Here is a 23,010-nt window from a genome sequence, read left to right on the forward strand (position 1 = left end):
TCACTGGCGACCGGCCGGAAGGCCGACCCACTGCCGAAGCCATGGCTGAATCCGGTTCATGGTGTCCGCGACCTCGCCATAATCGACCTGCATGGCCTTGATATTCTCGACGCGTTCGACATTGGCTGGGACCGTGACGCCGGGATGGAGCGGCATGTGCGCCGCCGATTCCGCCATCATCCGCTCGGCATCCGGCGAGACGAGAAAGTCCGCCAATTGCCGCGCGGCCTCGGGATTGGGACCGCCTCGGATCAGGACCACGCTCGTGGGCATGACCAGCGTTCCCATGCCTTGCCGGTCGGGATAGACGATCGCGACCGGCGCGCCATCCTTCACGGCTTCGTAGGCATCGTCTGTGTCGGTGAGCCCGAACGTCACCTCGCCCGCGACGACCAGCCTGCGAACCTCGCCGTTCGAGCCGGCAATCCGGACATCGTTTGCCTTCAGCGCCTCGAAGAAACGGCTGGCCTCATCCTCGCCGAGCGTCGCAAACAGCGCCGCGGCGTGCATGGTCGTCGTTCCATAGAGCGGGTTGGCGATGGCGGCTTCGCCCTTCCACTGCGGATCGGCAAGATCGCGCACCGACGTGGGCATGGGATGCCCTCGCAGCCGCTCGCGATTGATGAGCAGCGCGCGCGCGCGGGCGGCGGTGCCGGTCCAACGGCCCTGCGCATCCCTAAACGTCGCGGGGATGGCTGCTGCATTCGCGGGCGCGTATGGCGCGACGAGACCGCGACCGATGAGCACGAACGGACGGACTGGATCGCCTGACCAGAAGAGGTCCGCGCGCGGATTGTTCCCTTCCGCGATCAGCCGGTTGAGCATGCCCGTGCTCTTCGTCTCCTCGGTGTCGAACGCAGCGCGGACCCTGATTCCGGTCTTCTCCTCGAACCGGCGGAACACCGGTTCGGCATAGACCTGATCGACAGACGTATAGGCGACCACTTCGCCCGCGGACGGCCCGGGTCCGTCCGAGCAGGCCCCGACCAATATCGTGAGCAGGATGGCAAGAGCGGTGGCGAGTCTCGGGCGAGCCATTTTGCGTATCCTAGCGGGACGGTTGCGTGGCAGCGTCGAGGTTCGCCATCCGCAGATCGTCAAAGCGGGTGACGCTGTCCGCCTTGGTCCACACGCCAACCCTGCCCGCGCCGGTGAAGGTCCGATCTTCAACCTCGAACAGCTTGCGCTCGCCGAGATAGACCTCGAACAGCGGCCCGCGGGCCGTGACGCGCAATTCGCCCCACCCCTGATCGGGCACATCGGCCTTGACGCCGTAGCCGCTGCCCGCGCCTTTGACGGGCAGATCGCTGCGCTTGCCGTTCTCCACCTTGTAGAGCACGACATTGTCCTCGAGCGCATTGGCCCGCACGACATAGTAGTTGTTGGCATCGCGGTAGCGCCAGACGAGCCCCGCTGCCTGGTCGACCCGTCCCGACACCGGCTGAAAGCGCACGCTCAGGTCGACATCGGCCGCCTGAAAGTCATTGTAGACCAGCACCGGAAAGCGCGAATTGGTGCGGTCGGCGTCCGTCTGCACTACGGCATTCGTGCCCGAAGGAGCGCCTACGACACGCTCGACCCGCCAAGCGCCGGGCCGCCCCTTGTTGACGGCCGACGAGAAACCGGAGGGGGCCGCCCCGGTCGCCTCGGCCTCGAAGTCGATCGTGAGGGCATCGGCCGGCATGGGCTGACCGGGCTCCATCGCGTTCAGGGGCGGCGGTGCTGCGGCTTCCTTGCAACCGAGGAGCGCGAGCGCGAGCAGTGCAGAGTGAATTTTCACATGACCTCTCCTTAACGGGCAAAACACTCGGACTCTTGATCCGGCAAACGACAAACCGCACAATGCGCCGACGCGAGCGGCCAGTGCCGTCCTATTTCGTCGGCGGCCAATTGTGCGTCTCGCCCTGGCCCGAACGGCACCAGGCGTAGAGCGCATCATACATCGTCATGCCGTGGCGAAGCATCTCGTGGTCGTCGGGAAAGATCGCCGACAAGCCCAGCGAGATTGCGAACAGGCCGCTCGACTGGGGCGTCAGATCGAGATGTGACGTGTCGGCGCCCCGCACGATTGTCGCGAGCTGCTGGAGCGCGGGGTCCTCGCCCAGGCCATATCTGTCGAGAAACGCATCGAAGCTGCACTTCTCGCCGACGTGGCTGAACTCTGCACCGGGTATGTCATAGGCAATCGCGCCTTCGCGCTCGGCGACTTCGAAGACCTGATCGGCCGGCACATAGAGGAATTCCGGCGCGTCGTCGATGAACCGTGTGATCAGCCACGGACAGGCGATGCGGTCGATCTTGGGACGCTCGCGGGTGACCCATTTCATGGCGGACCTCCTCTCTTTCGGGAACCCGATCGGCTCAGGTGGCGGCGAGCCGGAGCGCTTGTGTGTAGCGCTGCTCGACCGTCTCCCAGTCGATATTGCGGAAGAAGGCATCCACATATTTCGCGGCGGCGGTGCCGTAATCCATGTGAAAGCTGTGCTCGTACATATCGAGCGCGAGCAGCGGCACGCCGGCGATCGCGCCGTGCATGTGATCCCACGCCCAGTGATTGTGCAGCGAGCGGGTGTGGAGATTGTAGACGAGCACGCACCAGCCCGAGCCGCCGGCAAGGCTCATGCCGGTGCGGCGGAAATCGGTCTCCCAACGGTCGAACGAGCCGAACGCCGCGCTCAGCGCGTCGCGAATCGAGCCGGCCGCCTGGCCATTGCCGCCGAGCCCGTCGAAATAGATCTCGTGGAGCACGACCGAGCCGGTGCGGTGCAGCTCTTCGCGCTTGAGGCCGCCATAGACGACCGGCGGCAGGTCCGGGTCGGCGAGCGCCGCGGCAAGCCGGGTCTCGATCATGTTCAGCGCGCGAACCGAGCCGGTATAGTTGTTCTCGTGATGCGACCGGATCAACCGCTCGGACAGGCCGACCAGCTTGGCGGGATCGAACTTGAGCGGGCGGACCTGATGGTTGCCGGCAAAGGCGGGGACGGGCGCCGGCGCGGCGGCCGGCGTTTGCGCGGATGCTTCATTATTGATGGTCATGGCGGCGGCTCCGATGCCGAGGGTTGCGATTGCGCTGCGTCGGGAAAGATCAGTCGTCATGCTTCACTCCTTCAGATGATCAGCACATAGGCGGCGCCCAGGACCGAGCAGACGCCGAGCACCGGCAGCACGCCCGCCCTGAACCGGAACACGGCGATGATTGCGCCCCCGGCGAGCAGTAGCGCCGGCCAGTTGACGGTCCTCAGCACCGGCACGTCGATCGTGCCGGCGGCGAACGGGATCTCCCGCACTTGCCCGAACAGAGTGTGGATGGCGAACCAGACCGCGAGATTGAGGATCACGCCGACCACCGCGGCGGTGATCGCGGCGAGCGCGGCCGACAGCGCGCGGTTGCCGCGCAGCCGCTCGACGAACGGCGCGCCGGCGAAGATCCACAGGAAGCAGGGGACGAAGGTGACCCAAGTCGTCAGGATCGCGCCCAGCGTCGCGGCGACGAGCGGTGACAGCCCGGTCGCCTCACGAAACGCGGCGAGGAAGCCGACGAACTGAGTCACCATGATCAGCGGCCCGGGCGTGGTCTCGGCCATGCCGAGCCCGTCGAGCATCTCGCCGGGCTGGAGCCAACCATAGGTTTCGACCGCCTCCTGCGCGACATAGGCGAGCACGGCATAGGCGCCGCCGAAGGTCACCACCGCCATCTGGCTGAAGAAGGTGGCGATACGACTGAACACGTCGTCCGGGCCGAGCGCGAACAGCAGGGCCGCCACGGGGCCGAGCCAGAGCAGCAGCAGCAAGCCTGAAATGCGCAGCGACCAGGAGAGGTTCGGCCGCGCATGATCGGGCAGGCCCTCGCCGAGCGCCGTGTCGCGATCGTGCACCACCTCGCCCTTGGCGGCGCCGTGCCCGCCGCCGCCCTTGAACGCGGGATGGCCGGCGCGGCCGCCGAAGAAACCGATCAGCGCCGCCGTGAGGACGATCAGCGGGAACGGTGCGTCGAGCAGGAAGATCGCGAGGAATGCCAGCGCCGCCAATCCGCGCATGACGTTGTTCTTGAGCGCACGCGAGCCGACCCGAACCACCGCCTGCAACACCACCGCGAGCACTGCCGCCTTCAGGCCGAAGAACAGTCCCTCGACCAGCGGCACCTGGCCGAGCAGGACGTAGACATAGCTAAGGCCCAGGATCGCGAGGAAGCCGGGCAGCACGAACAGCGCGCCGGCGACCAGCCCGCCCTTGGTCTTGTGGAGCAGCCAGCCGATATAGACCGCGAGCTGCTGCGCCTCGGGGCCGGGAAGCAACATGCAGTAGTTGAGCGCGTGCAGGAACCGCTCCTCGCCGATCCACTTCTTCTCGTCGACGAGGATGCGGTGCATCACCGCGATCTGGCCGGCCGGGCCGCCGAAGGAGAGGGCGGCGATCCGCGCCCACACCTTCACCGCCTCGCCGAACGGGATGCCGTGGTTCTTCGGCTGCGCTGCCGGTTCGATGCTCGTCTGGAGCGGTAGGGCGTCGGTCATCTTGGCGCCTTTCGGTTGCTGAAATAGGCGTGGAACTGGTCGAGCGCGTCGCTGCCGCGCGCGATCCGTTCGAGATCGTCCTCGCTCGACGCGCAGATGCCATTGAGCATTGCGCCCAATCCGGGTGCCTCGGGCCGGTCGAACTTGCCGTCGGCAATGTCGAGCTCGTGGATCAGCTCGCCGATCGCGGTCAGTGCCGGATCATCGAGGCCGGCGCGCAGCACCAGCGTCTCGAAGCTGCAGCGATCCTCCTCATGGGTGAACTCGGCATCGGCCATGTCGAACCTGAGCTCGCCAGACTCGGGCATATAGCCCTTGCCGCCGACGAACTTGAAGCTCACCTCGGGATCGATGAAACGGCGGATCAGCCATCCGCAAGCGATACGGTCGACATGGACGCCGCGCCGCGTGACCCAGACACGGTTCGTAAGGTCGGCGGGCGAAAGCGGTATCGGCTCGCCTGCACGCCCGATATCGGGATGGGCATAGCGCTTCTCGTCCAGCTCGCGCAGCGCCGCCTCGGCGCCCTGCCGACCATGCGCGCCGAAGAAGTCGAGCCGGACGATCTCGGCGAGCCGCCGCTGGAGCTTGGCGATTTCGGTGCCGGAAGGTGGCCCAGTGTCGAGCAGGTGGCGGGCGGCCTGTGCCAGCTCGGCATAGTCCGCGTCGCGCGCCGCATCGAACAGGCTGCGTAGCTCGGCATCGCTCTGACCCTCGATCATCTGCGCGTCGATCAGCACCGCCTCGCCGCCGCTCGATGTGATTTCGGCCAACAGCTCATGGAAGGCGGCTTCGGCACCCTCGCGACGCGGCAGCACATGAACCGCGTTCTTGAGCGGCACCGCGCCGATCGCCTGCAGGCGGCGCCAGATCTTCACGCGCAGATAAGGCGGCTTTGCCGGAAGCTGGTGCAGCAAGGCCAGCCAATGTTCGGAGTCGGCTGAATTCATTATAGCGCATGTGTATCATCACATGTAGAATTTTGGAACATATATATCTTCATCTACAGCCATCCCCAATCATCCCGTCAAATTTCCTCGAGTCTGCTCAGCTGTTCCATGCCCGGCGCCTCGCACAGAGTTCTATCGGATTGCACAAAGATCACCGCAGCCTACGCCATTTCCTGTATTACTTCGCCAGCCTGCTACGATCGCAAATCCTTGTTGAATCCGCACTTTTTCTGCGTCTCTTAATCATCCCCGTCGCGCGGACATTCCTGATCCGCGCCGGAAGCGGGGATCATGATGGCATCGAACTGGACCGATACAGAAGCGAGATCGCGTGGTGCGCGGATGCTGCGCACCGCGATCGGACCGATGGTCGGACACTGGCTGACCGATCCCCTGGTCGTCGAAGTCATGCTCAACCCGGACGGCTGCCTGTGGGTGGACCGGCTGGGCACCGGCCTTGCCGATACCGGAAGGCGGTTGGCCCCTGCGGACGCGGAACGGATCATCCGTCTCGTTGCCCATCATGTCGGCGTCGAGGTTCATGCCCGCAGTCCCCGTGTCTCGGCCGAACTGCCGGAAACCGGCGAGCGCTTCGAAGGATTGTTGCCGCCGGTCGTGACCGCGCCGACCTTTGCCATTCGCAAGCCAGCCGTCGCGGTGTTTACGCTGGCAGACTATGTGGCCGCAGGCATTATGTCTCAGCCCCAGGCCGACGCGCTGCGCACTGGCGTCACGGATCGGCTGAACATCCTCGTCGCCGGCGGAACCGGCACGGGCAAAACGACGCTCACCAACGCGCTTCTGGCCGAAGTGGCAAAGACCAACGATCGCGTCGTGCTGATCGAGGACACACGCGAGCTGCAATGCGCCGCGCCGAACCTTGTCGCCATGCGGACGAAAGACGGCGTCGCGTCGCTCTCCGATCTCGTTCGCTCCTCGCTCCGCCTGCGCCCTGATCGCATCCCCATCGGCGAGGTGCGCGGGGCCGAGGCGCTCGATCTCCTCAAAGCCTGGGGCACCGGCCATCCCGGCGGCATCGGCACGATCCACGCCGGGACCGCGCTGGGTGCGCTGCGCCGGATGGAGCAGCTCATCCAGGAAGCAGTAGTGACCGTGCCGCGCGCGCTCATCGCCGAGACCATCAACCTCGTCGCCGTGCTGGTCCGCGACGGCCATGGCCGCCGCCTCGCCGAACTGGCCCGTGTCGACGGACTCGACCCCGCCTCGGGCGACTACCGCCTCATTGCCCACTCAGCCCCCCAAGGAGAAATCCGATGACCCATGCCGTCCGGCGCGGCGCCCGTCGCGCCGCGTTCGCCGCATCTGCAATCTTCGTCACGCTGATGACAGCCGGTCCGGCCCATGCCGGCGGCTCGTCGATGCCCTGGGAAGCGCCGCTGCAATCGATCCTCGAATCGATCGAAGGCCCTGTGGCCAAGATCGTCGCGGTGATCATCATCATCGTCACGGGCCTTAGCCTCGCCTTCGGCGACACCTCGGGCGGGTTCCGGCGGCTGATCCAGATCGTGTTCGGCCTGTCGATCGCCTTTGCCGCCAGCTCCTTCTTCCTCAGCTTCTTCAGCTTCGGCGGCGGGGCGCTGGTGTGATGAACGGCGCGGACGACATTCCGGGCTATTACGCGCCGGTCCACCGCGCACTCTGCGAGCCCATCCTGCTCGGCGGCGCGCCGCGCAGCCTGGCCATCGTCAACGGTACGCTCGCCGGGGCCATCGGCCTGGGGCTCCGGCTCTGGATTGCCGGTCTCGCGCTCTGGGCGATCGGCCATGCACTGTCGGTCTGGGCCGCGCGGCGCGATCCGCAGTTCGTCGATGTCGCCCGCCGCCACCTCAAATATCCCGTCTGGATGCGGCCATGATGAACCTTGCCGAATACCGCTCCAAGGCCGCTTGCCTTGCCGATTTCCTGCCTTGGGTCGCACTGGTCGCACCGGGCGTGGTGCTGAACAAGGACGGATCGTTCCAGCGCACGGCGCGCTTTCGCGGCCCCGATCTCGACAGCGCCACGCCCGCCGAACTGGTCTCGGTGACCGCGCGTCTCAATAACGCGCTGCGGCGTCTCGGCTCCGGCTGGGCCGTGTTCGTGGAAGCACAGCGCGTTCCCGCGCTGGACTATCCGGAAAGTGCCTTTCCCGATCCGGTCTCGGCACTCGTCGATATGGAGCGCGGCGAGCAGTTCCGGGAAGCGGGCAGCCATTTCGAGAGCTTCTATTATCTGACCCTTCTCTGGATGCCGCCCGCCGAGGAGGCCGCGCGCGCGGAAAACTGGCTCTACGAAGGCCGTTCGGGCAGCGGCGTCGATCCGCATGAGCAGCTGGCGGGCTTCATCGACCGGACGAACCGCGTGCTCCACCTGGTCGAAGGCTTCATGCCCGAGGTGCGCTGGCTCGATGACGTCGACACGCTGACCTACCTCCATTCATGCGTATCGACCAAGCGCCAGCGCGTGCGGGTGCCCGAAACGCCTTGCTATCTCGATGCGCTGCTCACCGATGAGGCGCTGACCGGCGGGCTCGAGCCGAAGCTGGGCGAGCATCATCTGCGCGTGGCTACAGTCACCGGCTTTCCAACAGCGACCTTTCCCGGTCTGCTCGACGAACTGAACCGGCTGGCCTTCCCTTATCGCTGGTCGACGCGCGCGATCATGCTCGACAAGACCGATTCCACCAAATTGCTGACCAGGATCCGGCGCCAGTGGTTCGCCAAGCGCAAGAGCGTCGCTGCGATTCTGAAAGAGGTGATGACCAATGAGGCGTCGGTGCTGACCGACACCGATGCGTCGAACAAGGCGGCAGATGCAGACCTGGCGCTGCAGGAACTGGGCGCGGACCATTCGGGCATCGCCTATGTGACCGCAACCGTGACGGTGTGGGATCGCGATCCCGCATTGGCGGCCGAGAAGCTGCGGCTGGTCGAGAAGATCATCCAGGGCCGCGACTTCACCGCGACGATCGAGGGCATGAACGCAATCGAGGCCTGGCTGGGTTCGTTGCCCGGCCAGACTTACGCCAACGTTCGCCAGCCTCCGATCTCCACCCTCAATCTCGCCCACCTGATCCCCCTGTCAGCGGTGTGGGCGGGGGCGGAACGGGACGAGCATTTCGGTGACGCCCCCTTGCTTTATGGCAAGACCGAAGGCTCCACCCCGTTCCGTCTTTCGCTTCATGTCGGGGATGTCGGCCACATGCTGATTGTCGGGCCGACCGGGGCCGGGAAATCCGTCCTGCTGGCGCTGATGGCGATGCAGTTCCGCCGCTATGCCGACAATCAGATATTCGCCTTCGACTTCGGCGGCTCGATCCGGGCGGCAGCGATAGCTTGCGGCGGCGACTGGCAGGATCTCGGCGGCGCATTACATGACCGGGAAGGCGGGGATGGCGTGTGCCTGCAACCGCTCGCTCGGATCGACGATCCCGGAGAGCGTGCCTGGGCTGCGGAATGGCTCGCTGCCATCCTTGCCAGTGAAGGCGTCACGGTCGATCCCACCGCCAAGGAGCATCTGTGGACCGCGCTCGGCTCGCTCGCCTCGGCGCCGCCGTCCGAACGCACGCTCACTGGGCTGGCCGTGCTGCTGCAAAGCCAGGAGCTGAAGCAGGCGCTCGCGCCTTATTGCGTCGGCGGTCCCTGGGGGCGACTGCTTGATGCCGAGACCGAGCATCTCGGTGCGGCGAGTTTCCAGGCATTCGAGACCGAAGGGCTGGTCGGCGCGGCGTCGGCCGCCGCGGTGCTCGCCTATCTCTTCCACCGGATCGAAGGCCGGCTCGACGGGCGACCCACGCTCATCATCATCGACGAGGGTTGGCTGGTGCTCGATAGCCCCGCCTTTGCCGCGCAGCTTCGTGAATGGCTGAAGACCCTGCGCAAGAAGAATGCATCGGTCATCTTCGCGACCCAGAGCCTCGCCGACATCGAGACGTCGAGCATTGCGCCCGCCATCATCGAAAGCTGCCCGACGCGCATCTTCCTGCCGAATGAGCGCGCCGCCGAGCCGCAGATCTCACGCATATATCAGCGGTTCGGGCTTAACGCCCGGCAGATCGAGATATTGAGCCGGGCAACGCCCAAGCGCGATTATTATTGCCAGTCGCGGCGCGGCAACCGGCTGTTCGAACTGGGCCTCGGCGAAGTCGCGCTGGCCTTCACCGCCGCATCGGCAAAGTCCGACCAGCTCCGCATCGGCGAGCTTGTCGCCAAGCATGGGACGCACGCTTTCGCCGCCCAATGGCTCAGGCATCGCGGCCTCGAATGGGCCGCCAGCCTGCTCCCCGAACCCGATCCGCTGACAGCACCCATCCCGAGCGACGAGCTCTTGCTGCCGCTCGATCCCGAGGAGTTACGCTCATGAAGAAATATCCGCTTCGCCGCGCCTTGCTGGCAGGCATCGCGCTGTCCGTCACCGGCGCGATGACCGCCGTTCCGGCGCAGGCGCAGTTCGGTTTCGGCGGCATCGTCTATGACCCGACAAACTATGCGTCGAACGTCTTGCAGGCGGCCCGCGCGCTGCAACAGATCAACAATCAAATCCAGCAGATCCAGAACCAGGCGACCAGCCTCATCAACGAGGCGAAGAATCTCGCCAGTCTGCCAGTCTCGACGCTTTCGACCTTGCAGAACCAGGTCAACCAGACCCGGCAGTTGCTGAGCCAGGCCCAGCGCATCGCCTATGATGTGCAGAGCATCCAGCAGGCGTTCGAAGGCCGCTACAAGGGCAGTGCGCTCACCGGCGACCATGCCCAGATGGTCGCCAATGCCAATGCGCGCTGGGAAGACAGCGTCGGGGCGCTCGAGGATGCGCTGCGCGTGCAGGCCGGCGTGGTCGATAATATCGACGGCGCCCGCGCGTCGATCGACACGCTGGTCGGCGCCAGCCAGTCGGCGAGCGGCGCTTTGCAGGCGGCGCAGGCCGGCAACCAGCTTCTCGCGCTCCAGTCGCAGCAGCTCGCCGACCTCACCGCCGCGGTCGCCGCGCAGGGCCGCGCTCAGGCGCTCGAATCCGCGCGCAACGCTGCGATCGAGGCCGAGGCACGCGAACGGTTCCGCCGCTTCCGGGGCAAGAACTGACATGAGCCGCACGGCGAAGATCGCAGCCGCGGGTGCGCTTGGCGGCCTGCTCATGGCGCTGACGATCGGCATCACGCTCCGCGAGGGCCGCCACGTCGAGACAGTGATCGTCCCGGCGGACGAGAGCGCAGCCGATCCACAGACACGCGATCTTCGCCGCTGCCGCACTCTCACCATGCCCGACAGCGGCTGCGAGGCCGCCTGGGAAGAAAAGCGCCGCCGCTTCTATGGCAAGGAGGATCGGCCGTGAATGACACTGGCGTTATCGACACCTTTCTCGGCGTCTTCACGGGCTACATCGACAGCGGGTTTGGGCTGCTTGGCGGCGAGGTCGCCTTTCTGTCCTCGACGCTGATCGCGATCGACGTGACCATCGCCGCGCTGTTCTGGGCCTGGGGCGCCGACGAGGATGTGCTTCAGAGGCTGGTGAAGAAGACACTCTATATCGGCGTCTTCGCATATATCATCGGCAACTTTTCCTCGCTCGCCACCATCCTGTTCGACAGCTTCGCCGGGCTCGGTCTCAAGGCATCGGGCGGCGGGATGGCGCTCGGCGATTTCATGAAGCCCGGCACGGTCGCTGCGACCGGACTCGATGCCGGCGCGCCGCTGCTCGATGCGACCGAGGATCTGGTGGGGCCGGTCGGCCTCTTCACCAATTTCCCCGAGATCATGATCCTGCTCGTCGCCTGGCTGATCGTGGTGCTGGCGTTCTTCGTGCTCGCTATCCAGGTGTTCGTCACCATCATCGAGTTCAAGCTGGTCACGCTCGCCGGCTTCGTGCTCCTTCCCTTCGCCTTCTTCAATCGCACCGCCTTCATGGCCGAGAAGGTGCTGGGCCATGTCATCTCGTCGGGCGTCAAGGTTCTGGTGCTCGCGGTCATCACCGGCATCGGCACGACGCTGTTCACCCAGTTCACCAATGCCGGCGTCGGCGCCGAACCCGATATCGAACAGGTCATGGCGATCGCGCTCGGTGCGCTGACCCTGCTCGGGCTCGGAATTTTCGGCCCCGGGATCGCCAATGGTATCGTCGCCGGCGGCCCGCAGCTCGGAGCAGGCGCCGCCGCCGGAACGGCGCTTGTTGCGGGCGCTTCGTTGGCCGGCGGCGCCGCAGGCGTGAAGCTTGCAGCCGGTGCGGCCGGTTCCGCCGTCGCTGCGGGCGGCAGGGCGACCGCCGCGACCGCCAGCGGTGCCGCCCGCGCCTCCGGCGCCGCGGCTGCCGCCTACAGCATGGGCTCGTTCGGCAAGGCCGGCGCCAGCGCTGTTGCTGGAGGGATGGCCGCTACGGGAGAGGCCGCGCTTGCCGGTGCCGGCAGGGCTGCCGTCTCGCCCTTGCGCAAGATGGCCGACAAGGCTGGGCAGGCATTGCGGTCGAACTTTCGCAGCGGCGCGCGCTCCAGCTTCGGAGCGGCACCGGAAGGCCCGGCTGCTTCGACTGCCGCCGCTCCCGCGGAGTCCGGAGCGGGACCGGCATCTTCATCGAGCGGGCCGCCCTCCTGGGCGAAAGCCATGAAGCATCGCCAGGCCATGACTCAGGGCGCGACCATGGCGGCGCACACCCTCAAGGGCGGCGACAGCCATGGCGGCGGCAACGGCCCCGACGTCTCCGACAAGAGCTGAATTCTCGAAAGGACACCTGCATGTTTCGAAGACCCTCCATCCGCTATGGCCAATCGCCTGAGCCGGTCACGCCCTACCAGCGTGCCGCGCAGGTCTGGGACGATCGTATCGGCTCGGCGCGATCCGCAGCGAAGAACTGGCGGCTCGCCTTTTTCGGTTGCCTCGCGCTTTCGGGCGGATTGTCTGCGGGCCTCGTTTGGCAATCGGCGCGGGGACATATCACCCCCTGGGTGGTCGAGGTCGACAAGCTGGGTGCGGCGCAGGCCGTTGCGCCCGCTGACGTCGATTATCGCCCGACCGATCCGCAGATCGCATTCCATCTCGCGCGCTTCATCGAAGGGGTGCGCTCGGTTCCCGCCGATCCGATCGTGCTGCGTCAGAACTGGCTGCGCGCCTATGATTTTACCACCGACAAAGGCGGGCTCGCGCTCAACGACTATGCGCGCAGCAACGACCCGTTCGCTCTGGTCGGAAAGGTGCAGGTGGCGGTCGATGTGTCGAGTGTGATCCGCGCCTCCAATGACAGTTTCCGGGTCGCCTGGACCGAGCGGCGCTATTCTGACGGCGCGCTTGCCGAGACCTCGCGCTGGTCCGCGATCCTCACCGTCACCGTCCAGACCCCACGCACCCCCGAAGGGCTGCGCAAGAACCCGCTGGGCGTGTTCGTCAATGCCCTCAACTGGTCGAAGGAACTCAGCCAATGAGACAGATTTCATTTCGCAAGGCTGTTCCGGCCTTGCTGATCTCCGCGTCCGCGCTTGGCGCCTGCGCCACGACGTCCGCGAAGCCGCGCGCGACCGTCCAGGAAGCGCCGCGCGAGGTGCTCGCGACGCCAGCGCCGGAACCGAAGCGGGCCGTGCAGGTCGTAGCCATCCCCGAGCCTTTGCCGCTGCCCGGCCAGTTGAAGCCGATCGGGGATACGGCGCAGCTACCGCCGGAGCCGGTCGATCCGCGCCGCCGTGTCGGAGCGGCCAATGACGCCGCCCGCGTGGAGCCCACTCGCAACGGCTATGTGAACGCGATCCAGCAATATCCCTGGGCCGATGGCGCGCTCTATCAGGTCTATGCCGCGCCCGGTCAGGTGACCGACATCGCGCTTCAGGAAGGCGAACAACTTGTAGGCCCCGGGCCGGTCGCGGCCGGTGACACCGTGCGCTGGATCATCGGCGACACGGTGAGCGGGGCTGGTCCGACGGCGCGCGTACATATCCTCGCGAAGCCCACCCGGCCGGACATTGCCACGAATCTGATCATCAATACCGACCGGCGCACCTATCATCTGGAACTGCGTGCAACGCCCTCCACCTGGATGGCCTCGGTGTCGTGGATCTATCCGCAAGATCAGCTCATCGCACTGCGGACCACCGAAACCGGGCGGGCGCGCAATACGCCGCTGGCTTCGGGTGTGGACCTCACCGCCCTCAATTTTGGCTATCGGATCGACGGGGATAGGCCCGACTGGCGGCCGGTGCGTGTGTTCGATGATGGCCGGCAGATCTTCATCGAATTTGCTGAAGGCGTGGAGCGCACCGACATGCCGCCGCTGTTCGTCGTGGGCGACACCGGAACCACCGAGCTGGTCAATTACCGCGTCGTCGGCCGCTATATGATCGTCGACCGGCTTTTTTCCCGTGCCGAATTGCGGCTTGCTTCGGGCAAACGCGAGGCAAAGGTCAGCATCGAGCGCGAAAGCCCGTGCCGTAAGGGCCGGTCATGAGCGGGCCGGGAGGAGAAAGGGCTGAAGCTGGGGAGCCGGTAGCCGGCCTGCCGCAGGATCCCGCAGCCAGGCCGAATACCGGGGAGGAACCGGAAGCGGCGCCAGTTACCGCTCCGCGCCCCGTCCATGATGGGCAGGCATTCCGGTTGCGCGGCGATCCGCCGTCCGTCATGCGCCTTTCGCGCAAGGCGCTTGCCTCTGTCGGTGCGGTCGCCTGCCTCAGCATCGGCGGCGCGCTCGTCTATGCACTTCTGCCCGCGCGTCATGCCGACGCACCGAATCTCGTCGAAACCGAGAGCCGGAATAAGGCGGATAATGTGACCGCGGCGCCGGCCAGCTACGACAAGGTTCCCAAGCTCGGTCAGCCGCTCCCGGGCGACCTCGGCCGCCCGATTCTCTCGGCGCAGCAAAATGGTCAGCCCGTTCCCGCGCCGCCCATGGGGACGCCGGCTCCTCAATCGGTGGACCCGCGCATCGCTGCAGCGGAACAGGCCCGCCAGCGCATCGTGCAGGAGCGCGACACCGCGCGCACCAGTCGATTGTTCCTCGGCGAAGCAATGAGCGGCGCGCGCGCTTCGGCGGCGTCTGCAGAGCAGGCTATGCCGCCCGCTTCAGTTGGCATTGCAACCAATCCGGCTCCCGCGCCGACTGGCAAGCGGGGCTTTATGGCCGTCGCCGCCGACCGCTCCACCGCCAGCGATGAGCGGATCGCTCCTCCGGTCTCACCTTATATCGTGCAGGCGGGCAGCGTCATCCCGGCCGCGTTGATCACCGGCATCCAGTCGGACCTGCCCGGCCAGATCGCCGCCCAGGTCACGCAGAATGTCTATGACAGCCCGACGGGACGCATTCTTCTCATCCCGCAGGGCTCGCGGCTGATCGGCGAATATGACAGCGAAGTCTCGGCGGGCCAAAGCCGCGTGCTGCTCGCCTGGGATCGGCTTATTCTTCCAGGCGGCCGCTCGATCCTGCTGGACCGCCAGCCAGGTGCCGATGCGTCCGGTATGGCGGGGATTCGGGATCGCGTGAACTATCATTGGGGCAGCATGCTCAAGGCCGCGCTGATCTCGACGTTGCTGGGCGTCGGCACCGAGCTTACAACCGACAGCGACGACGCGTTGGTCGAGGCGTTGCGCTACGGCACGCAGGACACGATCAATCAAACGGGACGCCAGGTCGTGCAGCGTCAACTCGGTATCCCGCCGACGCTCACCATACGCCCAGGCCATGTCCTTCACGTCATCGTGACGCGCGATTTGGTGCTCGAGCCGCCGCGGGAGGAACAGTGATGAGCAAGCTGAAACTGGGGCCGATCGACGATGACAAGCCGGTCAAGCTGACACTGGAATTGCCAGCGTCCGTCCACCGCGATCTCATTGCCTATGCCAGGGTTCACGCCGCCCAGACGGGCCTTTCTCAGCCGCTCCCTGTCGAGCGCCTGATTGCGCCGATGCTCGAACGGTTCATGGCCACCGATCGCGGTTTTGTCAGGAACAGAAGTCAGTCCGGGTCCAAATCGGATTAAATTTCGGATAGCGGATACACATGCGCTTCCTATCCGCTAGAATAGCGCCACCGCTTGCTTGCGAGCGGGTGACCGGGTGACTGACGCGTATGTCCAGGCTCAAGCTAAAGGCGTCGGTGCGTGCTCCCAACGCACGATCTCACTACTCGGTCACTATAGCGTCAACTAAAGTCATTCACCGAACGCGGCATTGATTATAATCGGATTATAATTCGATTATAAAATAGATTGCCGCAACTCGATCTGAAACCCTTCCGCTTGCGGCTATTCGAGTCGCGTGAAGGAAGGAGTGAGACAATGGAACGCACTGATGTGACCGAAGACATCGTCGAACTGGGCAAGGCGTCCGTCGAAACCAAAGGCGGGGGTGAACTCATCCTCGACAGCGTTTCGACCGAACAGAACTTCGCCGGCCTGTCCGACGACTGAGTGGTTTGGCGTGCCCGGCAAGCCCGGGCGCGCCGGCCCACGGACGGATATGATGGGGGGACTTCCGACAACCGGAATCAGCTATTGCGTGTGCGATGATCGTGCCGTGTTTCTCGATGTCGAACGAGACCGTTATTTCTGCCTGCCATCGCAGCTGAATCAAGCCTTTGTCCGGACGGTGATCGATGGAGACGCGATGGCCAGCGCCGATGCTGAGCGTCTGCGCGCTCTGGGAATTGAAAAACCTACGCCGCGAGAATTTGCTGCTCGGCCGGATGCGCATGCGATACCGACCAGGGAAATGGCGCCGTCCGATCGGGCATCTTCAGTGCTTTGGGCCAGCGCGGCACATTGGCTGGTTCGATCGCGGCTGAAGCGCTGGCGGTTCGCACGGCTTTTGGCGCACGAACGACATCGAGCGCCGCGACGTTCTCACAACGCCTCGGCTCAGACGCTTGCGAACCTTCATGCCGCGTTTCAGCACGCGTCGCTGTGGATGGGCGAAGCAGATCAATGTCTCGCGCGCTCCATTGCCTTTCGGATGCTCGCCTTTCGCCTCGGTTTCGCACCCACATTGGTCCTCGGGGTCAAGCTCGACCCCTTTGCAGCCCATTGCTGGGTCCAGTCGGAAGACTGTGTTGCCAATGACAGCCTGGAACGCGTTCGCTGCTTCACGCCCATATTTGCATTGTGATGGCCCACCGGTTCCTCTTCGAGGTCCGCGATCCCGGGCGAGCGGAATCAGAGTCTGTCGCGCAACACCTGGCTCAGCTGGATTTGCGGCTCATCTATTCCAGTTCCCGTGTGCGCCTGTTCGCCAATCAGCCGGATGCGATGCGGCGGTGGGGAAAAACGGTGGCGTTCGGCCATCTGTTCGAGCGAGACGCGACACCGCTGCCTGGAGCAGACCGCAGCGGAATTCTTGATATTCGCTGCCCCGCCGAGGTTCTGCAACATTATTGGGGCAGCTATTCCCTGTGCTTCGAGAGCGATGACCGCGTTGAAATCATGCGCGACCCTTCAGGGATGCTACCCTGCTATTATGGGAGCTGGGACGACATATTTTACGTCGCGTCGGACGTCCCCCTCCTTTGCGAGGCAAGCGGCCAGCAGCCGGCGATCGACTGGCACGAACTGGGCAGGACATTATACGTCAACGGTCTGCCGCAAAGGACGACCGCCCTTGCAGGCATCTTTCAGCTCTTACCGGGGATGACGCTGAAGATTGTAAAGGGGCGGGCCGAAGAGACGATCATTTGGTCCCCTTGGACCTGCGTCGATCGTCAGGCTCCCAACCTCAATACCTTTCGGCAGATTGTCCTCGATTGCATCACGGCGTGGGCCACGCAATTCCCCTCGATCCTCATAGGGGTTTCCGGTGGCCTCGATTCGTCGATCGTCGCGCTTGGCGCGCGGCATCACGCTGAACTTCATGCCTTCACAATCGCCACCGGCGATCCGCGCGGCGATGAGCGCTCCTTTGCTCGCGGCCTCGCCCGCGCTCTCAACATTCCGCTGTTTGAAGCCACCTATGATCTTTCTGAAGTCGATATTTCTCGCTCCAGCTTCATTCATGCGCCCCGCCCCGGCGGACGGGCGCAGCTACAGGCCTACGACAAGCTGCTCGTCGATCTCGCGAAGCGCCATTCGGCAAATGCCTTTTTCTCCGGCGTGGGCGGCGACAATGTTTTCTACTTATCCAACTCGGCCCGTCCGCTCGTCGACCGATATCTCATGGGCGGGACGCTCACCGATCTGCGTTCGACACTATTGGACATTTGCCGGCTTACTGGATCGACCCCATGGCAGGTCTTCAGACAAGTCCTTCAAATTCCGCGTGTGCCCGGTCCGAAATATCATTGGCGACCCAATGCCGAGTTGCTGGCGCCCGCCGTTATCGACCACTTCAAGGAGGAGCAGCTGACCCATCCCTGGCTCGAGGGGCCGGTCGATAGCCTGCCTGGGAAAGCGGCGCATATCGCGATGATCATTCGGGCTCAAGGCTATATGGAGGCACAGGATCGGCGCTTTCCCTTCGACCCAGTACATCCGCTGATGTCCCAACCGATCATCGAGGCGTGCCTTTCGGTGCCGAGCTGGGAAGCCTGCCGCGGCGGCAGCGATCGATCCTTCACGAGGCGGGCTTTTACCGGCGATCTACCGCCGACCGTCATTGAGCGGCGGATCAAGGGTGGCCCCGATCACTTCGCCCTGCAGATCCTCCGGTCGCACCTCCCGGCCATCCGCACACGCCTGATGGACGGGGCGCTCCTCCGCAACCATATCGTTGACGGGCGCGCCCTGGAGATGGCGCTCACCGAAGCCAGCCTCGCCAGCGGAGGCCATTACACGCGTATCCTCTCGCTGCTCGACACCGAAGCATGGATCGATGGCTGGAGCACGGCCGATTTGCGCCCGAGCTGGCTGTGATAAGTCAGCCAGTCTTCGGTCCATCGCCTGCCAGCGCAGCGCTTCCTCTCGCCGTCTGCCTGCAACAGGTAATTCACCGCGAAGCCAGTAACGAAACCAGTCGATCCCGCGCCGATAGGCGACGAGCCGGTGCGCCGGCTGCCATTTGATGTGATGCTCGTCGGGGAAGACGTAGAGGTCGGCGGGTCTTCCGACCTCGCGGAGCGCCGTGAACGCCTCGAGCGCCATTCGAAATTCTTCGTCCGCCATCGAAAAGAGTATCGGGAATGCGACCCGGCGGGCGTTCCGGGATAGCGACATGCGCGACCAGAATGACGAAGCATCCTCGCTGATACTCGGCCACCCGATACGGGCATATCGATCGGCAACCGCCGGACCGAGCAGCGCGGTCTGGCTCGTGTCCCAACAGCATCCGCTAACGATCGCCGCCGAGAAGAGAGAGCTGTTGAGTGCGGCGAACTGCACCGTCGATGATCCGTCGCTGAGCCCGGTTATCCCGATAGCCTTGGGATCAGCGATCCCGCGATCAACGAGCAATCGGACGCCCTGTTCGACCACCGACAGCACATTTTGCCGATCGGCGAATCCCTGCAAGTTGATACGATCGACCTCGACATAGTCCTTTGGCCTCGACAGGGCTCCGACCGGCGCGGGGCGCTGGATGCTGAGCACCGCAAATCCATTGCTCGCAAAAGCCTGAATCGGAAATTCATCGCCCGTCCCTCCACGCAGGAAACCACGGGATTCATATTGAACCACGATCAGAGGATAGCGTTGGCCCGCGCGGTAATCCGCTGGATAGACGAGGTCGCCAAAGGCTTGGATTCCAACGGAGCTCTTCAGCATTATGCGCTGCGCTCGTCCCATCTTGAGGCGGGAGAATTCTGGGTTGAAATCCGCAATGATGTGAGCTCGTCCGCGATCAAGATCGATTGCAGCGAGATGCCGCGGTTTCAGCGATGTCTCGCGCAGGCAGATGAGTTGGCGCCTGTCGCGCGGCTGACAATCGATCAGCAGCGCGGTCGTCGCATAGCGCCTTCTTATGGTGTCGCGGCCACTATCCCAATCGTAAATGGCCGTTTCGCTTCGAGCCCAACCTTCCCGTCGGACGAAACGCACAGTGGCGCTTCCAGGGACGAGCCAGGCCGCGCCCACGCCAGCCGAACAGGCAGGATGGTCACAAGTTTGAACTGCCCGCCAGGAACAACGGAGCGTCAGCCGCGTGATCGGGGGAACCCCTTTTCCCTGATCGCCGCGCCCGGTGTCGCAGCCCCCCTCTGCTTGCTCACCGGTCCATTGGTTTGGTGCATCTCGGGCCGATGAGAATAATTGGGCCTCGTGGGAATTTACAGGACGGAGGCTTCCCGAGCGGATGTCGAGCGTGACCAATCGATCGGGCGCTGAAACCGGGGCGTATGGGCCGCTGGAACTGAAGGGGGCAAATCGGCTGTCAAAGTGAAAACCAACCTTGGCTTCGCGTTCGATATTTGCTCGAGCTTCCTGCACGTCTCCATCCAGCTTCAGCACGATCGTTGCCCCGTTTGCGAAGCGGAAATCGCGAGCATCGGAATCGACAGCGGCAATGGGTGCCGAACCGCTGCCGTCGATCGCTGCGCGCCAAAGCCTGGTTCGACCTCCGTCCTGGCGCAAGAAGGCGATCCAGCTCCCGTCCGGCGACCAGATAGGCGCGTCAGCTACCGGTAGCCCGGTCATGCGCTGGGGCAGGGTATTGCCGCCGGCAGGTTTTCGCCGCAGCTCCCCACCCGCATTTACGATGACGGGTTTCCGGTCTCCAAAGAGGGGGAGGACGACCCTCGCAATGCAGTAATCATTCGCCTCGGCATCAGCTTGCCGAATTTCAAAAGCGAGGAAGCGGCGATCGGGCGAAAGGGAAAAGGCATGCTCACCCGACGCAGCATCGCCCGCAGGCCCTACATCGCGAAGTCGCACGAGATCCTCGGGCACAAGCGCACGAATGATCGGTGGGGGTTTCGCCTCCGACCAGTCGATGTCCGCGCACAAGGTCGACGGCGTATCGCCAGTTGGTGCCGCGGCAGCGATGCCAACCAGCGCAGCCATGAGCGCGCCCATAGCTACCAGCGCTTTGCGAGCGTTACGCTGATCGTTCGACCGAGGATCGAATAGTTGGTGGAATCATAACCCGGATCGATCGCTGATCGGGACCGAATCCGATATGGCATTTCGTTGAAGATGTTCGAGATTGTCAGCGTCAAATCAGTGCCGCGCCAGATGCCAGTTGACCCTGACAGTTTGGCCGAGAGATCGGCCGCGAGAAACGACCCAACCCTGACATCGGGTTCAATCCGGTCATCGGTGACTCCTCCAACATATTGGAGGAAGGCCGAGAGCGCGACATTATTTTGCTCGAAGGTTGCGCCTCCGCGGGCGCGCCAGTGAGGCGAACGGAAAATGACGCCAGCAAAAGGGCTAGGATCCTCACTTTCAATCAGGCGCCGCTCGCTCTCGATGTAACTGGCGGCGGCTGTGAAATCGATGTGCCCTCCCGGATCCAGATCGAACCTGTAGCGGGCAGACAGGTCGATGCCCTCGGCGCTCTGATAGGCGGTATTGTTCGAGCGCGCATCGACGGCGGCATAGACGGTCGAAGGATCATAAGGCCGGCCGGTGATGTTCTGGAGGCCGAGCGCACTCGCGGCGGGAGCGATCAGCCTGTCCAGAAGGGTTTCGCTGGGGTTGAAGGTGACAAGGCTTGCGTATGCAGGATTGCTCAGCACCCCGAGGACCGATGCGATTGGATCGGCGACGCGGTTCCGGTAACGCACGTTGAAGTAGTTGGCCTCGAGACGGAGCGCGGGCATCGCCTGAGGTTCATAGCTCGCACTTATGTTCCAGACCGTCGCACGCTCAGGTTGGAGGTCCGCATTGCCGCCAGCGACGTATAGAACCGGACGGCTGGCGGTGTCCCCGGTGGCGCCAAGAAGCGCGGCCGGGAGGAGTAGGGCCTGATAGGTCTTGTAGCGCTGATAGAAGGTGGGAGCCTTGAACGACTTTCCCCAGCCGCCTCGGATCGTGAACGCCGGCGACGGCCGATAGATAAAGCCGAGTTTGGGCGATGCTACGCTGGCCAGCCCGTCATATCTTTCATAGCGCATCGCCCCGGTGAGCTGGAAGAAGTCGAGAAATGGCCGACTATTGCCCGGGCCGAACACGGGGATGGCGAGCTCGCCAAAGGCAAAGACGACATTTTCCTTATGGTCGATGTTCAGAAGATTGACCGTCGATGCGCCGATATGTCGCCGGGATTCTGCATCCAGCGAGAAGCCGCGGTAGCCGGCGCCCAGGGCAAGTCCCACATCGCCGCCGGGAAGGTTGACGAGGTTGCCGTCTCCGCGAAGTTCGATCGACTGGATCTGATTATCATATGCGACCCGCGTGACCGATGCGAGCGCGCCGCCGCTGAAGCTTCGGGATTCGACCTCGGTCAGGCTGCGTCCCAATGTGCCGCTGAGGCTCATTTCCCAACCGCTGGGCAGCGAAAGCCTGACAGATGGGGTGACCGAGTAACTTTCGACGCTCGGCGAATAGAGATAACCGCTCGTCGTTGCCGGGGCGGTCGTCATCAGCGGACTCGCGGATTTACTCCGACGCCGACTATATTGCCCGTCGAACTCGAATTCGATCTGATCCGACAGACGCTGGTGCCCGGCGAAGACCGCACTGTACTGGCGCTGCGCGGGAAGCAATGTCGCCGAGCGATGGAGATGATCCGTGACGGATCGCTGACCTGCGACGATCTCGGTCGAGCGATTGAAATCGCCCGCGGCCATGAAACCGCCGCCCTGCCACCGCGCACCGGTGACCAAGCCATATTGCTGCTGGAAATTGCCCCCTTCGGTTGTGCCGGAGATTCGCGCGGATGACCAAATGCCATCAAAGTCCCGGCGCAGGATGATGTTGGCGACACCACCGACGGCATCTGATCCATATAGGGCTGATGCCCCGTCCGCGACGATTTCCAGACGGTCGAGAGCGGCAAGCGGAATAGCCGAAATATCGACGCCCTGAAATGCGCCGTCATAGGCGATGCGGTGCCCGTTGATCAGCGTCAGCGTCGCATCGGGGCCAAGGCCGCGCAAATTGAGGGTCGAGGTTGATGCGAGGTTCTCGCTTCCACCCTGAGTGCCGCCGCCGACCACGCCGGGATTCTGCCCGCCATTGAAGTTCTGAGGTAGGTCGCGAATATATTCTCCAAGGTTCGTGCGACCGCTCTTCTCTATGGCGTCTCGGGACGCAGAGATCACCGGGGATGTGGTTTCCCCGCTGCGGATATGGGTGCCAGTCACAATGATCTCGCTGTCGGGCGCCTCATCGTCTGCCGTCGCTATCGCTGCCGATCGCCCCCGGATGATCACCGCTCCGTCGCGGAAGCGAGCACGCAGGTTCGTGTCGGCCAGCAAGCGCTCGATCGCCTGCCGTGCGGTGAGCGCGCCTTCGAGCCTGGGTGCGGGAACGCCGTTCACATCCTCGGCCGACGCATAAAGCTCCCAGCCTGCCTTGGCCGCGACGCTGCGCAGCGCATCACCCAGATCCTGCGCCTGGAGATCGAACTGATAGGTCTGATCGCTCTGCGCCAGCGCCGGCATCGGAAACGTCGCCATCGCGGCACCCGCTAGCAGTACCGCCAACCTCTGAAACCGTTTCACCGCCATAATGCCCCCTGATGATCATGAGCGTATGCCGGTCGGCTCGCTCTTGATCGGGG

At 64.4% G+C, this 23,010-nt stretch carries 21 protein-coding genes and 1 pseudogene; 14 read left to right on the forward strand and 8 right to left on the reverse strand.

Features of this window, described 5'->3' with window-relative positions; translation table 11 throughout:
• The 6 genes from CHB69_RS11900 to CHB69_RS11925 form a co-directional block, all read right to left on the reverse strand.
• On the reverse strand, positions 1-1,038 hold the full coding sequence (locus tag CHB69_RS11900) for an extracellular solute-binding protein (protein WP_089216217.1): 1,038 nt from the start codon (positions 1,036-1,038) through the stop codon (positions 1-3).
• Positions 1,039-1,048: 10 nt separating this feature from the next.
• The gene (locus CHB69_RS11905) at positions 1,049-1,780 is read right to left on the reverse strand and encodes a hypothetical protein (RefSeq protein ID WP_089216218.1); all 732 of its coding nucleotides are present in this window, start codon (positions 1,778-1,780) and stop codon (positions 1,049-1,051) included.
• 91 nt (positions 1,781-1,871) lie between these two features.
• Entirely contained in the window at positions 1,872-2,327 is a 456-nt protein-coding gene (locus tag CHB69_RS11910) for a chromate resistance protein ChrB domain-containing protein (RefSeq protein ID WP_089216219.1), read from the reverse strand.
• Between the two features lie 34 nt (positions 2,328-2,361).
• On the reverse strand, positions 2,362-3,036 hold the full coding sequence (locus CHB69_RS11915) for a superoxide dismutase (protein ID WP_170935536.1): 675 nt from the start codon (positions 3,034-3,036) through the stop codon (positions 2,362-2,364).
• Positions 3,037-3,107: 71 nt separating this feature from the next.
• On the reverse strand, positions 3,108-4,514 hold the full coding sequence (gene chrA / locus CHB69_RS11920) for a chromate efflux transporter (RefSeq protein ID WP_089216221.1): 1,407 nt from the start codon (positions 4,512-4,514) through the stop codon (positions 3,108-3,110).
• Positions 4,511-5,464 (reverse strand): chromate resistance protein ChrB domain-containing protein, encoded by a 954-nt coding sequence (locus CHB69_RS11925; protein ID WP_170935537.1) that lies wholly within the window; start codon positions 5,462-5,464, stop codon positions 4,511-4,513. The genes chrA and CHB69_RS11925 overlap by 4 nt, the downstream gene beginning before the upstream one ends.
• Positions 5,465-5,806: 342 nt before the next feature.
• On the opposite strand from CHB69_RS11925, the gene trbB reads away from it, so the two are divergent.
• The 14 genes from trbB (at position 5,807) to CHB69_RS11990 (ending at position 18,266) form a co-directional block, all read left to right on the forward strand.
• Complete coding sequence (gene trbB / locus CHB69_RS11930; RefSeq protein WP_212541922.1) at positions 5,807-6,742, forward strand: P-type conjugative transfer ATPase TrbB; 936 nt, start codon at positions 5,807-5,809, stop codon at positions 6,740-6,742.
• Positions 6,739-7,071 carry a TrbC/VirB2 family type IV secretion system protein gene (locus CHB69_RS11935; RefSeq protein WP_089216222.1) on the forward strand — a complete coding sequence of 111 codons (333 nt, stop codon included), beginning with the start codon at positions 6,739-6,741 and terminating at the stop codon, positions 7,069-7,071. Before trbB ends, CHB69_RS11935 begins: the two co-directional genes overlap by 4 nt.
• Positions 7,071-7,340, forward strand: coding sequence for a VirB3 family type IV secretion system protein (locus CHB69_RS11940; RefSeq protein WP_086485866.1), 270 nt, complete (start codon positions 7,071-7,073; stop codon positions 7,338-7,340). The genes CHB69_RS11935 and CHB69_RS11940 overlap by 1 nt, the downstream gene beginning before the upstream one ends.
• The gene (trbE, locus tag CHB69_RS11945) at positions 7,337-9,826 is read left to right on the forward strand and encodes a conjugal transfer protein TrbE (protein ID WP_089216223.1); all 2,490 of its coding nucleotides are present in this window, start codon (positions 7,337-7,339) and stop codon (positions 9,824-9,826) included. The genes CHB69_RS11940 and trbE overlap by 4 nt, the downstream gene beginning before the upstream one ends.
• Positions 9,823-10,542, forward strand: coding sequence for a P-type conjugative transfer protein TrbJ (gene trbJ, locus CHB69_RS11950; protein ID WP_089216224.1), 720 nt, complete (start codon positions 9,823-9,825; stop codon positions 10,540-10,542). Before trbE ends, trbJ begins: the two co-directional genes overlap by 4 nt.
• A gap of 1 nt (position 10,543) precedes the next feature.
• A complete protein-coding gene (gene trbK-alt / locus CHB69_RS11955) occupies positions 10,544-10,792 on the forward strand; it encodes a putative entry exclusion protein TrbK-alt (protein WP_089216225.1) in 249 nt (82 codons plus the stop codon).
• Complete coding sequence (gene trbL, locus CHB69_RS11960) at positions 10,789-12,165, forward strand: P-type conjugative transfer protein TrbL (RefSeq protein WP_089216226.1); 1,377 nt, start codon at positions 10,789-10,791, stop codon at positions 12,163-12,165. The genes trbK-alt and trbL overlap by 4 nt, the downstream gene beginning before the upstream one ends.
• 20 nt (positions 12,166-12,185) lie before the next feature.
• Positions 12,186-12,869, forward strand: coding sequence for a conjugal transfer protein TrbF (trbF, locus tag CHB69_RS11965; protein WP_089216227.1), 684 nt, complete (start codon positions 12,186-12,188; stop codon positions 12,867-12,869).
• Positions 12,866-13,882, forward strand: a complete 1,017-nt coding sequence (trbG, locus tag CHB69_RS11970) for a P-type conjugative transfer protein TrbG (protein WP_089216228.1) — start codon at positions 12,866-12,868, stop codon at positions 13,880-13,882. Before trbF ends, trbG begins: the two co-directional genes overlap by 4 nt.
• Positions 13,879-15,171: a TraB/TrbI/VirB10 family type IV secretion system protein gene (locus CHB69_RS11975; protein WP_089216229.1), complete on the forward strand. Its 1,293-nt coding sequence runs from the start codon at positions 13,879-13,881 to the stop codon at positions 15,169-15,171. The genes trbG and CHB69_RS11975 overlap by 4 nt, the downstream gene beginning before the upstream one ends.
• Complete coding sequence (locus CHB69_RS11980) at positions 15,171-15,407, forward strand: DUF2274 domain-containing protein (protein ID WP_089216230.1); 237 nt, start codon at positions 15,171-15,173, stop codon at positions 15,405-15,407. Before CHB69_RS11975 ends, CHB69_RS11980 begins: the two co-directional genes overlap by 1 nt.
• Positions 15,408-15,704: 297 nt before the next feature.
• A complete protein-coding gene (locus tag CHB69_RS19745; protein ID WP_141133976.1) occupies positions 15,705-15,836 on the forward strand; it encodes a benenodin family lasso peptide in 132 nt (43 codons plus the stop codon).
• A 106-nt stretch (positions 15,837-15,942) separates the two neighbouring features.
• Positions 15,943-16,530 carry a lasso peptide biosynthesis B2 protein gene (locus CHB69_RS11985; protein WP_170935538.1) on the forward strand — a complete coding sequence of 196 codons (588 nt, stop codon included), beginning with the start codon at positions 15,943-15,945 and terminating at the stop codon, positions 16,528-16,530.
• Positions 16,530-18,266 (forward strand): asparagine synthase-related protein, encoded by a 1,737-nt coding sequence (locus tag CHB69_RS11990; RefSeq protein WP_089216232.1) that lies wholly within the window; start codon positions 16,530-16,532, stop codon positions 18,264-18,266. Before CHB69_RS11985 ends, CHB69_RS11990 begins: the two co-directional genes overlap by 1 nt.
• 90 nt (positions 18,267-18,356) lie before the next feature.
• Here the strand turns inward: CHB69_RS11990 and CHB69_RS20545 are convergent.
• Both CHB69_RS20545 and CHB69_RS12000 read right to left on the reverse strand, forming a co-directional pair.
• Positions 18,357-20,357: pseudogene (locus CHB69_RS20545) on the reverse strand (Atxe2 family lasso peptide isopeptidase); the annotation flags it as partial.
• A 2-nt stretch (positions 20,358-20,359) separates the two neighbouring features.
• A complete protein-coding gene (locus CHB69_RS12000) occupies positions 20,360-22,906 on the reverse strand; it encodes a TonB-dependent receptor (RefSeq protein ID WP_170935539.1) in 2,547 nt (848 codons plus the stop codon).
• Positions 22,907-23,010 lie beyond the last annotated feature (104 nt).

The organism is Sphingopyxis indica (genome assembly GCF_900188185.1).
GTDB classification, from domain to species: domain Bacteria; phylum Pseudomonadota; class Alphaproteobacteria; order Sphingomonadales; family Sphingomonadaceae; genus Sphingopyxis; species Sphingopyxis indica.

Bases quoted from the DNA above. Each gene is read 5' to 3' on its own strand.
- CHB69_RS11900 (WP_089216217.1), bottom strand. From the start codon at position 1,038: ATGGCTCGCCCGAGACTCGCCACCGCTCTTGCCATCCTGCTCACGATA.
- CHB69_RS11910 (WP_089216219.1), bottom strand. From the start codon at position 2,327: ATGAAATGGGTCACCCGCGAGCGTCCCAAGATCGACCGCATCGCCTGT.
- CHB69_RS11915 (WP_170935536.1), bottom strand. From the start codon at position 3,036: ATGACCATCAATAATGAAGCATCCGCGCAAACGCCGGCCGCCGCGCCG.
- chrA (WP_089216221.1), bottom strand. From the start codon at position 4,514: ATGACCGACGCCCTACCGCTCCAGACGAGCATCGAACCGGCAGCGCAG.
- CHB69_RS11925 (WP_170935537.1), bottom strand. From the start codon at position 5,464: ATGAATTCAGCCGACTCCGAACATTGGCTGGCCTTGCTGCACCAGCTT.
- trbB (WP_212541922.1), top strand. From the start codon at position 5,807: ATGCTGCGCACCGCGATCGGACCGATGGTCGGACACTGGCTGACCGAT.
- CHB69_RS11935 (WP_089216222.1), top strand. From the start codon at position 6,739: ATGACCCATGCCGTCCGGCGCGGCGCCCGTCGCGCCGCGTTCGCCGCA.
- CHB69_RS11940 (WP_086485866.1), top strand. From the start codon at position 7,071: ATGAACGGCGCGGACGACATTCCGGGCTATTACGCGCCGGTCCACCGC.
- trbE (WP_089216223.1), top strand. From the start codon at position 7,337: ATGATGAACCTTGCCGAATACCGCTCCAAGGCCGCTTGCCTTGCCGAT.
- trbJ (WP_089216224.1), top strand. From the start codon at position 9,823: ATGAAGAAATATCCGCTTCGCCGCGCCTTGCTGGCAGGCATCGCGCTG.
- trbK-alt (WP_089216225.1), top strand. From the start codon at position 10,544: ATGAGCCGCACGGCGAAGATCGCAGCCGCGGGTGCGCTTGGCGGCCTG.
- trbF (WP_089216227.1), top strand. From the start codon at position 12,186: ATGTTTCGAAGACCCTCCATCCGCTATGGCCAATCGCCTGAGCCGGTC.
- trbG (WP_089216228.1), top strand. From the start codon at position 12,866: ATGAGACAGATTTCATTTCGCAAGGCTGTTCCGGCCTTGCTGATCTCC.
- CHB69_RS11975 (WP_089216229.1), top strand. From the start codon at position 13,879: ATGAGCGGGCCGGGAGGAGAAAGGGCTGAAGCTGGGGAGCCGGTAGCC.
- CHB69_RS11980 (WP_089216230.1), top strand. From the start codon at position 15,171: ATGAGCAAGCTGAAACTGGGGCCGATCGACGATGACAAGCCGGTCAAG.
- CHB69_RS19745 (WP_141133976.1), top strand. From the start codon at position 15,705: ATGGAACGCACTGATGTGACCGAAGACATCGTCGAACTGGGCAAGGCG.
- CHB69_RS11990 (WP_089216232.1), top strand. From the start codon at position 16,530: ATGGCCCACCGGTTCCTCTTCGAGGTCCGCGATCCCGGGCGAGCGGAA.
- CHB69_RS12000 (WP_170935539.1), bottom strand. From the start codon at position 22,906: ATGGCGACGTTTCCGATGCCGGCGCTGGCGCAGAGCGATCAGACCTAT.